General features: G+C 66.8%; 6 protein-coding genes. 5 read left to right on the plus strand and 1 reads right to left on the minus strand.

Annotation, left to right across the window (positions count from 1 at the left end):
• The first annotated feature begins 191 nt into the window (after positions 1-191).
• The gene (locus tag R2834_02455; GenBank protein MEZ4699165.1) at positions 192-2,945 is read left to right on the plus strand and encodes a hypothetical protein; all 2,754 of its coding nucleotides are present in this window, start codon (positions 192-194) and stop codon (positions 2,943-2,945) included.
• Between the two features lie 15 nt (positions 2,946-2,960).
• On the opposite strand, the gene R2834_02460 is transcribed toward R2834_02455, so the two are convergent.
• On the minus strand, positions 2,961-4,520 hold the full coding sequence (locus R2834_02460; GenBank protein MEZ4699166.1) for a hypothetical protein: 1,560 nt from the start codon (positions 4,518-4,520) through the stop codon (positions 2,961-2,963).
• A gap of 281 nt (positions 4,521-4,801) precedes the next feature.
• Here R2834_02460 and R2834_02465 point away from each other — a divergent pair, with 281 nt between their 5' ends.
• The 4 genes from R2834_02465 (at position 4,802) to R2834_02480 (ending at position 11,164) form a co-directional block, all read left to right on the plus strand.
• Positions 4,802-5,752, plus strand: coding sequence for a sugar phosphate isomerase/epimerase family protein (locus R2834_02465; protein MEZ4699167.1), 951 nt, complete (start codon positions 4,802-4,804; stop codon positions 5,750-5,752).
• Positions 5,753-5,910: 158 nt separating this feature from the next.
• Positions 5,911-6,474 carry a PRC-barrel domain-containing protein gene (locus R2834_02470; protein ID MEZ4699168.1) on the plus strand — a complete coding sequence of 188 codons (564 nt, stop codon included), beginning with the start codon at positions 5,911-5,913 and terminating at the stop codon, positions 6,472-6,474.
• Between the two features lie 107 nt (positions 6,475-6,581).
• Positions 6,582-7,493, plus strand: a complete 912-nt coding sequence (locus tag R2834_02475) for a cation diffusion facilitator family transporter (GenBank protein MEZ4699169.1) — start codon at positions 6,582-6,584, stop codon at positions 7,491-7,493.
• Between the two features lie 116 nt (positions 7,494-7,609).
• Positions 7,610-11,164 carry a T9SS type A sorting domain-containing protein gene (locus R2834_02480; protein ID MEZ4699170.1) on the plus strand — a complete coding sequence of 1,185 codons (3,555 nt, stop codon included), beginning with the start codon at positions 7,610-7,612 and terminating at the stop codon, positions 11,162-11,164.
• The last annotated feature ends 122 nt before the right edge of the window (positions 11,165-11,286 follow it).

The following is an 11,286-nucleotide window of genomic DNA, read 5'->3' on the forward strand; positions in this document are numbered from 1 at the left end:
AGCGCCTGCCCGATGACGGGCAGGCCAGTCTCCGACCAGCATAGGCGCCACGCCCCGGCGACAGGGTGCGGATGATTCTGATGCCGGCGAACGCTATACTTTTACCGCATTCCTCGACCCTCTTCACCCCGGGACGAGCGCCGAGACCCGCAGCATCAGATGATCCCCTCCCCCCGCACCGCAATCGCCGCATGTCCGATCAACCGCCCAACCCCGCCCGCTTCAACCGACGCGAATTCCTCAAGCGCACGAACGTCACCGTCGCGTCGCTCCCCTTCGTGACCGCAGCGCTGGCCGCCCCACCGTCGCCGCCGGAGCCGCTCGTCGAGGGCGAAGCGCCGGTCCGCTGGCTCGACGGCGACGCGCCGGCCGCGTTCGCCGGCGCCACCTGGGGCGTACCCTGGCCTCGGGGGGCGCATCCGGCGGACACGTCCTTTGCCCTCGAATCCGAGGCCGGCGCCGGCGTCCCGGTGCAGTCGTGGCCCACGGCCTTCTGGCCCGACGGCTCGCTGAAGTGGACCGCCCACGCCATCCCGGCCGATGCCGTGCCGGCGGCGCGTTACCGCCTCGTTCCCGGACAACCCGCCCCCCCGCCCCGCCGGCTGACGGCCGTCGAGACGCCGGACGGCATCGCCATCGACACCGGGGTCCTCACGGCCCGCATCGCGAAGACGGGAGAGGTCATCGTGAGGGACATCGCGCGCGGCGGAGCGCTCATCGCGCAGGACGGCCGGCTCGTCTGCCTGCTCGAAGATCGGACGCAGCCGGGCATCAAACGGGAAGAAGCCTTCACGGGCCGCATCGACGCCGTGACCCTCGAACAGTCGGGGCCGGTCCGCGCGGTCGTCCGGGTCGAAGGGCGGCACGCCCGCGCGGAACGGGCGTGGCTGCCGTTTACCGTCCGGCTCTATTTCTACGCCGGCGGCGAGGCCGTCCGCGTGATGCACACCATCGTGTTCGACGGCGACGAGCACAACGACTTCATCGCGGGGCTCGGCCTGCGTTTTTCCGTGCCGATGCGGGGCGAACTGCACGACCGGCACGTGCGCTTCGCCGGCAGCGAGGGCGGCCTCTTCGCCGAGGCGGTTCGCGGGCTGACGGGGCTGCGGATCGACCCGGGCGAGGCCGTCCGCCAGGCCCAGGTGGCCGGACGCGCCACGCCGCCGCTGGACGCCTGGAATCCCCGCGTGCCGCCGCGCCTGCCGTACGTGCCGGCCTACAACGACTGGACGCTGGACCAGGTCACCGCCGACGGCTTCCAGATTCGCAAGCGCACCGCCGACGGTCAGACCTGGCTGACGGCCGCCCAGGGACAGCGCTCCGATGGCTTCGGCTACGTCGGCACGCCGGCGGGTGGGCTCGGGTTCGGCCTCCGCCATTTCTGGCAGAGCTACCCGGCCCAGCTCGACATCCGCGACGCCGCGACGGATACCGCAGCGGTTACGCTGTGGATGTGGGCCCCCAACGCGCAGCCTATGGACCTCCGCCCCTACCACGACGGCATGGGGCAGGACACGTACGACAAGCAGTACAATGGCGGACTCGAAATCACCTATGAGGACTACGAGCCGGGCTTCGACACCCCCGAAGGCGTCGCCCGCACCAGCGAGCTGTACCTGTGGGCCCTGTCGTCGACGCCGCCCCGGGAGCGCCTCGCGCAGCTGACGGCCGCCGTCCGCACGCCGCCGGTTCTCGTCACCACGCCGGCGTACCTGCATGCCTGCGACGTCTTCGGCGGGATCTGGGCGCCGGTCGACCGGTCGACCGCGGCGCGCGCCGACATCGAGGACACGCTCGACGGGTTCTTCGACTTCTACCGGAACCAGCGCGAGCAGCGGCGCTGGTACGGCTTCTGGAACTACGGCGACGTGATGCATACGTACGACGCCGACCGCCACGAGTGGCGCTACGACGTGGGCGGGTACGCCTGGGACAACTCGGAGCTGTCCACCGACCTCTGGCTCTGGCTGCAGTTCATCCGCAGCGGACGCGCCGACCTGTTCCGGTTCGCCGAGGCCATGACGCGGCACACCGGCGAGGTGGACGTCCACCACACCGGCCGCTTCGCACCGCTGGGGTCGCGGCACAACGTGCTCCACTGGGGATGCAGCGCCAAGCAGCTGCGCATCGGTACGGCCCTGAACCGGCGCTATTATTATTACCTCACCGCCGACGAGCGTGTCGGCGACCTGATGCGGGAGCAGATCGAGGCCGGCCGCGCGCTGCAGCGCATCCCCCCGGGCCGCAAGCTGGCGTCGGCGGAGAAGCCGGGCGACCTCGACCGCGCGCGGCCCACCGATCCCGACCGGATCGGGGTGAGCGTGGGTACGGACTGGGGGTCGCTCGCCGGCGCCTGGCTGACGGAGTGGGAGCGGACGGGCGATACGCGGATGCGCGACCGGCTCGTGGCCGGCATGCAGACCCTCGGCCGGCAGCCGCACGGCTTCTTCAGCACGGGGCAGGTGATGCACCTCGACACCGGGGCCTTCGACCTCGTCACCCACGACGAGGTGGGCGTATCGCACCTCAACGCCGTTTTTGGCCTCGTCGAGGTCTGCGCCGAACTCATCCAGTTGCTCGACGTGCCGGAATTCGAGCAGGCGTGGCTGCAGTATTGCACGCTCTACAGCGCGCCGGCGGAGGAGCAGGAACGGCGGCTCGGTCAGTCCTTCAGAAACAACGGATTGCGCCAGGGGCACTCGCGGCTGACCGCCTATGCCGCGCGCGCCACGAACGATCCGGCCCTCGCGGCGCGGGCGTGGGACGAGTTCTCCGGCCGCGGCGGGCGCATCCCGTCGGCGCGGGCCCCGGAGACGACGCGCCTGGCGGGCCCCGACGTCCTGCGACCCATCGACGAGGCGCCGACGGTGTCGAGCAACGGCACGGCCCAGCTGGGGCTCGCGGCCATCCAGTGCCTGGCGCTGGTCGGCGATCGCTGGGGATAGGCGTTCGCCGGGCCGTCACCGGTTGACGGAGGCCTTGAGTCCGTCGCGGAGCGCGCGCCAGAGAAACCGGAAGAACGGGTCCTCGTCCCGCACATACGCCGTTTCCCCCACGCGCAACGGCTCGTCGGGACTGGCGGGATTGCTCTCCGCGATGAGGACGCCGTTGACGAAGAAGGTCTTGAGCCGATCCTGCAACCGCCTGGACCGATCGACCTTGTCGACAAACCCCATTTTCAGGTCGCGGTAGGCCACCCGCACCTCGCCGTCGGCCCGGGCATCGTCTACCCGGATGTCGAACGCGAGGCTGTCGACATACCCGCTCCCGATGCGAATGCCCTTGAGGTTGGTGAGGACAGGCGACACGAGTTCGGCCGACATGCCGCTGAGGGTGCCATGGTAGCGCATCATGAAGGTGGGGACGTGGAGCGGCATTTCGAACGCGGCATGCAGGATGCCGGCGTCTTGAAACCGCGCGCGGGCATAGAGCAGCGCGGCGCCGCCGTCCGGCCGCGTCGTGTCCGGCTCGGAGGAGATGCCGCTGCCGGCGAGGTTGACCTCGTCGAACCAGACCATGCCCTGCAGCTCCCCGTCTTCCTCCATTTCCCGGTACTGGATGTGGGCCGTGCGGAGCGAGAGGGCGTCGAGATAGACGGGCATGCCGATGGCCTGGAGGGCCTCGTGAGGCAACATCGGAGTGGGCTTGTTCGGGTCCTCCGGTAGATGTTTATCCTTGTACACATCGAGAAACGCTGAATCGACAGCGATCACGTCGATGCGGATGGCCTGCTGATCGAGGAGTGCGCGGTAATCCACGCCGGCCAGCCGGACGCCGGCGATCCCGGTCGCGATCCGATTTGTACGGAACGCGACGCGGCGCATGAAGGCTTCGTCCGCAAACATGGGCGTCACGTGCATCGAATCCACATCCAGCCGACCCTGCCGGGTGGAGCCGGCGATGCCGTCCAGGGTGACCGCATGCAGGCTGTCGGCCGTCGTCCACCGGACTGACGGTATGGCAAAGCGGAGATCCCGGCAGAACGCGACGCGCGTGGTGTCGCGCAGGCCGGCCTCGCTGAGTTCCAGTCCGATGATTTCGAGGTCGAACGCGCCGAGATACGGCGCCGCGCCGAGCCGCAGCGCCGGCAGTGTGATGCGATCCACCGACACATCGGGCAGCCGACCGACGAGATGCGCCATCGAAATGCCGGCCTCGTCGTCAGGGGCGGACGCTCGTTCGCCATCGACCGTCAATCCCTCCAACGCGATGGCGCGGATGGAGATGCGCCGATCGATCAGCCAGGGCAGCAGCCTGATGCCCTGGACGGCCAGCAAGGGGATGCGGACGTCAATGCCGGGCGTCGTGGAATCGCCATCGGCCACATAGGCGATATCGCGGGCGACAAACGACCGCGTCAGGAGCGACAGGCGGAACGCAGAGACGGATACGCGGCCGGGCCGGCCGGCCTCGGCCAGGGCGCGATTGATGCGCGCCTCGACGAACGCCGCGTCGATGTGCTGCCGCACGACGATCGCCCCCACCACAAGCAGCGCGACGACCCCGGCAAGGAGTATCAAGAACATCCGGCGTTGCATAGAGGATGGTGTTCGATCTGGTGGGATACTTTTGAAGATCATCACATCCGCATTAAACCTGCCCCCCCTGTCCCCCCCATGATCCCCCAGGATCATGAGGTTCGCTGTAGGACTCGCGGCACAGCTCGGGTAGGAAGATCGGTTGACGGCGAGCCCGCTGCGCGTGTTTCCCGCGCCGGGGACTTCCCGGATTGCCGAACTTTTTCGTAGGTTCTCTCCAGACCGCACTCGCGATCCCCCGCAACCCGTGACCTTGCATGCCCATGACGCGCAGACACTTTATCGCCGCCACCTCCGCACTCGCCGCCTCCACGCTGGCGGCACGCTCTGTTTTCGCGTGGACACGGCCGGCCGAGCGCGCTTTCCGGCTCTGCCTGAACCCCGGCAACATCGGCGTCGCCGCCAACCAGCAGACGCTGCTCGACATGGCGATCGCGCACGGGTATGAGGCCATCATCTCGATGCCCGACCAGCTGGCCGCCTTTTCGAAGGGTGAGATGGATGCGCTGGTCGGCAAGATGAAGGACCATGCGATCACCTGGGGATCAGGCAACCTCCCCGTGGATTTCCGGACGACGGACGCGGCCCAGCAGGAGGGACTGAAGGCGCTGCCGGCGATGGCGAAGGCGCTTCAATCCGCCGGCGCCACCCGGATGAACACCTGGATCATGCCGTTCCACAACGAACTGACCTATACGCAGAACTGGAAACAGCACGTAGCCCGTCTCCGCGCCTGCGCCGAGGTGCTCGAAGATCACGGCATCCGGCTCGGGCTCGAATATGTCGGGCCCAAAACCCTTCTCGTCCGCGGCCGGTACCCGTTCATGCGGACGATGGCGGAAGGCCTCGAACTCTGCGACGCCATCGGGACGCCGAACATGGGTCTCGTGCTCGACAGCTTCCACTGGTACACCGCCGGCGACTCGGCCGACGACCTCCGCGCCCTCACGCCGGCGCAGGTCGTGACCGTGGACCTCAACGACGCCCGCGTCGACCTCTCCCGCGACGAGCAGCTCGACGGCACCCGCGAACTCCCCGGCGCCACCGGCAAGATCAACCTGAAGGCCTTCCTCACCGCCCTCGTCGACATCGGCTACGCCGGCCCCGTCCGCGCCGAACCCTTCAACCAGCCGCTCCGCGACATGGACGACGAGGACGCCCTACGCGCGACGCACGAGGCCATGACGCGCGCGTTCAAACTGATCGAGGCGTAAGCGCCGGACCGGGTTGTAGGCGCAGTCCTACGCCGGCTGTCTGCACACTCCGACAGGGTATGATCCCGATTACGGTATCGCTCCGGCGAGCGATCCGTTAGGTTGTTTACTGGCGGGGCCAACAGGCCCCTAGTTTTCAACCAGATGAGGAGGAGATTATGAATACCCCGCAACCCACGCAGACCGCCCGTAACCATGCCGGCCCGGGTCTTTACCGGCTCAAGGTGCTCGATGGATTCGAAGTGGCCAACCCCGACCTCGACATTCGCGGCTGGGAGGTTTTCGGCGTCGATGGCGCGCACATCGGCATGATCGAGGATCTCATCGTCGATCCCGACCGGCTCGAAGTGCGCTACGTGTTCGTGCGGATGACCGAGGACGCGTCGGACGATGCCGCCTATGTGATCATCCCGATCGGGATGATCTCGGCGGACAAACGGGAAGACAAGGTGCACCTTGTGGGCGTCGAAACGGCCTACGTGCGTGGTCTACCCCACTTTCTGGGCGACCACATCGAACGGTCCTTCGAGCGCTCCACGCGGGAGACACTTTCCCGGAAACCGGACGCCACCTCGGCCCCCGACGACGATTCGTTTTACCAGCACCCGCATTTCGACGGGAATCGATTTCTCGAGCGCCGGCGGCGCCAGCTCATCGACCGCGCAGGCGCCCTGACGTCTACGCTCAATCGAAACCCTTACCTGCGCCGGCGCATCCGCTGAGCGCCCCGTAGCGTGCAATCCCCTGCGACGTAGCCTTGTGAGGCAGCAGGCCGGCTTCCCATCCTTCGGCCGCTACGCAGGGAATGCCCTTTACCGAACTCCGTAGCATGGCATCCGATCACGCCCACACGACCCATCGCGATACCGGCGGCGCGCGGCTTCTGGCAGCGCTGTTCCTGAACGCCGGCATCACCGTCGTACAGGTCGCCGGGGGACTCCTCTCCGGCAGCCTGTCGCTGCTGGCCGACGCCGTGCATAACGCAAGCGATGCCGCCGCCATCGGCATCAGTTATTACGCCTTCCGGATCGCGGGCAGGAAGGCCGATCGCGTGCGCACCTTCGGGTACCGCAGGGCCGAGACGATCGGCGCCCTGATCAATCTGGTCGCCCTGATCGTCATTTCGCTGTTTTTGATCGCCCAGGCCGTGGAACGGTTCGCCGCACCCGAACCCATCGACGGCACCATGATGCTGGCCGTGGGCGGCATCGCGTTCATCGAGGATCTGATCTCAGCCGTTCTCCTGTACCGCGACGCCGGCCACAGCCTCAACATGCGCAGCGCGTTCCTGCACATGCTGGGCGACACCCTGGCGACCGTCGGCGTGATGCTCGGCAGTGTGGCTATCCTGGCGACGGAAGCGTACTGGGTCGATCCCCTGCTTACCGTGCTCATCTCCCTGTACCTGATAAAGCACAGCTATCGCGCGCTCCGGAAAGCGATCGGGGTCGTGATGGAAAGCGCTCCGGCGGACATCGACTACGATGCCGTCGTGGCCACGATGCGCGGAATCGACGGCGTGGAGGATGTCCATCACGTGCATCTGTGGCAGCTCGACGAACAGCGGACGGCGCTCGAAGCCCATATCGTCGTCGCATCCGCTGCGATGCCGCGGTTCGACCAGCTCAAAGAGCGCATCAAGCGCGCCGTGCGCGACGTCCACGCGATTCAGCACACGACCCTCGAAATGGAATTGAGCCCCTGCCGGCATCCGGAGAACGGTGTTGTCCCGCTCGAGTGAGCCGGACGCGCCGCTGCCTGCAACCATTTCTGCCCTTTCCCCTCGCCGCGCTTCGTCATACCTTGTGTGTTAGGCCGGCCTTGATGCACGCCGGCACAAAGATAGGAAGACACACCATGAGGCCACAGCGTACGCTGGCCGGCAGGGACCGTACGATCGGGCTGGCCGGCCTTTTACTGCTAGTATGCACGAGTCCCTCCACGACGCGGGCGCAGGCCCTCGGCTCCTGTGAGCCAGCGCTCGCCGAGGCGTACCTCGACGTCAACAACGTCCGCGCCCGGATCCTGAATAACGGCGGGCTTTTTTATCGCGGCGAGCCGCACGTCTACAACGTCCCGAAAGGCTCTTCGTCCAACGCCATCTTCGCGACCAACATCTGGATCGGCGGCTTAGTCGGCAACGAGACCGTGCCTAGAGTGGCCGGCTCTATGTATGGCCCCTGGGAATTCTGGGCCGGCCCGCTTGACGAAAATGGCAACCCACCCGGCGACTGTTCGGAGTACGACCGACTCTATTCTGTCTACCGGGCAGATATCGAGGCCTACGAAGCCACCGGCGTCTCCACCGACGACCTGCGCGACTGGCCCACCGGCCTCGGCGCACCGACCCTGGCGCCACCACGCAACCGGATCGACGACGACGGCGACGGCGAGGTCGACGAGGCCGGCGAGGAGATCGCGTTCGACATCAACGTCCCGCTCGCGGAGCGCACGAATCGGGTCATCGACCTCGCGGCTGGCGAGCGGCCTGCAATCCTCGGCGATCAGACCATCTGGTGGGTGATGAACGACCTGGGCAACGTGCACGAGCGCAGCGATGGCCTCCCGCTGGGAGTCGAGGTCCACGGCATGGCCTTCGCCTTTGTTCAACCGACAGGATTGCGAAGTGCCACCACTCCCGGCTTCGGCCCATTGTCGGACATGACGCTCTACCGCTACACGGTATTCAACCGAAACGACCGGATCTTACAAAAGACGTACTTCACCATCTGGTCGGACCCCGATCTGGGCGATTTTGCGGACGATTATGTGGGATCGGACACGACGCTGGGGATAGGCTATGTCTACAATTCAGACAACGAAGACCTGTCGGGCGAGGGATACGGCTCGCCACCGCCGGCCGTCGGCTACGATTTTTTCCAGGGCCCCATCGTGCCCTCCCCCGGCGACACCGCGCGTGTCCGAGACCGGCTCTTGCCGGACATGCGCAACCTGCAGATGACCTCGTTCGCCTTCTACTACGGGGGCGGGTGCGTCACCTGTGAACCTATTGTTGCCCAGGACTTCTACTATTACATGCAGGCGCGGTGGAGGGACGGCCAGCGGTTCACCTACGGCGGAAACGGCCGCGATGTGGTGGGCGGCGGCTCCACCGTTCCGACCTCGTTCATGTATTCCGGTGACCCGTTCACGAACACAGGATGGACCGAAGGCAATCCAGATCCCTTCAACCATGCGGTGCCTCCCATCAATCCGGGCGATCGCCGATTTTTGCAGTCCACAGGGCCGTTCACGATCGAGCCGGGGCAAAGCCAGGAGATCGTCTTCGGCGTCGTATTCGCCAGGGGGACCGATAACTTCGAGTCCGTCGCCGCGATGCGGCGCGCCGACCGGGCCGGCCAGGCCTTCGTCGACGCCGGCTTCCGTCAGGCCACTCCGCCCGACAAACCCGAACTCACTGCCACCGCTATCGACCGCGAGGTCGTGCTGGAGTGGAGCAACCCGCCGACTTCCAACAACTACCTCGACGGGTACCTGCAGCTCTCCCCGCTCGCCCAGACCGCTATCGACGCACCCCTCGCGGAACGGTCGTACGCATTCGAAGGCTACGACATTATCCAGTACGCCGACGCGGCCGACACCGTCGGTGCCGTCATTGCCACGTACGACGTCGTCAACGGCGTCACCCGCATCGTCGAGGGACTCCCCAACGAACTCAACGAAGAACTCGCCCGCGGCACCGACTCCGGCATCCAGCATTTCCATCGCCTCCAGAATCTCACCAACTACCGCACCTACCACTTCGGGGTGCGCGCCTACGCCTACAACGAGACCTCCTTCCCCCGCATCCTCCGTGGCCCCGTCGCCCGCGTTACCGTCACGCCGGCCCGGCCGATGGACGACGCTGCGGAGACCGCCGTCGAGGCCGCCGAGGATTTCGAGGCACCCGACCTGGTCGGTGTACCGAACGGTCTTACCGACGGACGCATCTGGGCAGACATCATCAACCCGGCACGTGTCCGGGAGGCCACCTACACCGTCGAGTTTTACGACATCGAGGTCAACGCCCCCGCCTCTGTCGAGGACGAGAACAACCTCGATCCCGCCCCCGCCCGCGCCGAGAAGACCCTCCGCACCACCGCCACCACGTACGACATCAAGCGCAACGGCGCCGTCGTCTTCGACGGCTCGGCCACCGGCCGGCCGGCGCCCTTCCGCGAAGATGTCGCCCAGATCGACGGCCTGCGCTTCAGCGTGATTGCCCCCGAACCCGGCATCAAGGGCTTCGCCGCCGTGGCGAACCATGCCGGCCCGATCGACCCGCCCGACATGGCGGCCTTCGCCTTCAACAACTCGGGCTTCCCGGTCCTCGAAGGCACCCTCACGCCGGAAGGTTCGTATCCATCCAACGACCGCCCGACCGAGGGCGTCCAGCAGGCGCTCAGCCCGGCCAGATGGGGCTTCCACAAAGGCGGCGGCACGAGCATCAACTTCGGCCCGGCCGATGACGGCGGCACCTTCCTTGGCCGCGCGGTGCGCAACGACAACATCGAACGCCTCGGCCTCTTCGACTGGGAGATGCGCTTCACGCAGGCCTGCGCCGACGGCATCGACGGCGTGATCGAAGAAACGGACTGCCTGGCCTGGCGCGCCTTCGAGGACGGCGCCATCGTCGAGGTGCCGTTCTCGCTCTGGCGCGTCGGCGCCGGCACGTTCTCCGATCCTTCGGACGACGTGCGGCTCATTCCGGGCATCTGCGAGGAAGCCTGCGATGCCGGCACGGATCCCCTCGTATTCGACCTCGGCGGTGACCACCCGATCTCGGGCGGCGACAACGACCCCTTCACCGACTGGGTCTACTGGAATCTCCCCGAAGACCAGACGGCCGGAGAGGCGGGCTACCGGGCGTTTTTCTCGGGAGCAACCACGCAGACGGGTGGCGAAGTGTTCGCCCGCACGGTTCTGGTGAACTTCAACGGTGGTACGCTGCCGGATGTCAACGCGCCGCTGCCGGAGCCGGGCACCGTCTTTCGGATCTACACGAACAAGGCGCCCAGGGCCGGCGACGTCTTCACCATCGACACCCGGGGGTTCGGGGTGAGCGAGCCGGATGGGCCGGCGGACCTCGACGCGATCGGCATCGTCCCCAACCCCTACGTCGGCGCCTCGATCTACGAGCGGACCCGGAGTACCGACGAAGTCCGCTTCACCAATCTGCCTCCGGAGGCCACGATCCGCGTCTTTACCCTGAACGGGACGCTGGTGAAGACGATCCGCAAAAACAGTCCCGACCGGTTCGTCCGCTGGGACCTGCGCACCGACAACGACCTGCCCATCGGCAGCGGCATCTACCTGATCCACGTCGAGGTCCCCGGCGCGGGCGGGCGGACCCTCAAGTTCGCCGTCGTCAAAAAGAAGGTGAACCCGAGCGGGGTGGTGGAGGGGCAATAAATGGAATCCATTATCACGAACACCCCAAAAAAATGATTGTCATCTCGACCGCTTCCCCGCGGATGCGGGGAGAAGCGGAGAGACCTCCCGATGAATAACGCCATGCCAACAATGAACATGTC

Source organism: Rhodothermales bacterium, assembly GCA_041391505.1.
Classification (GTDB): domain Bacteria; phylum Bacteroidota; class Rhodothermia; order Rhodothermales; family JAHQVL01; genus JAWKNW01.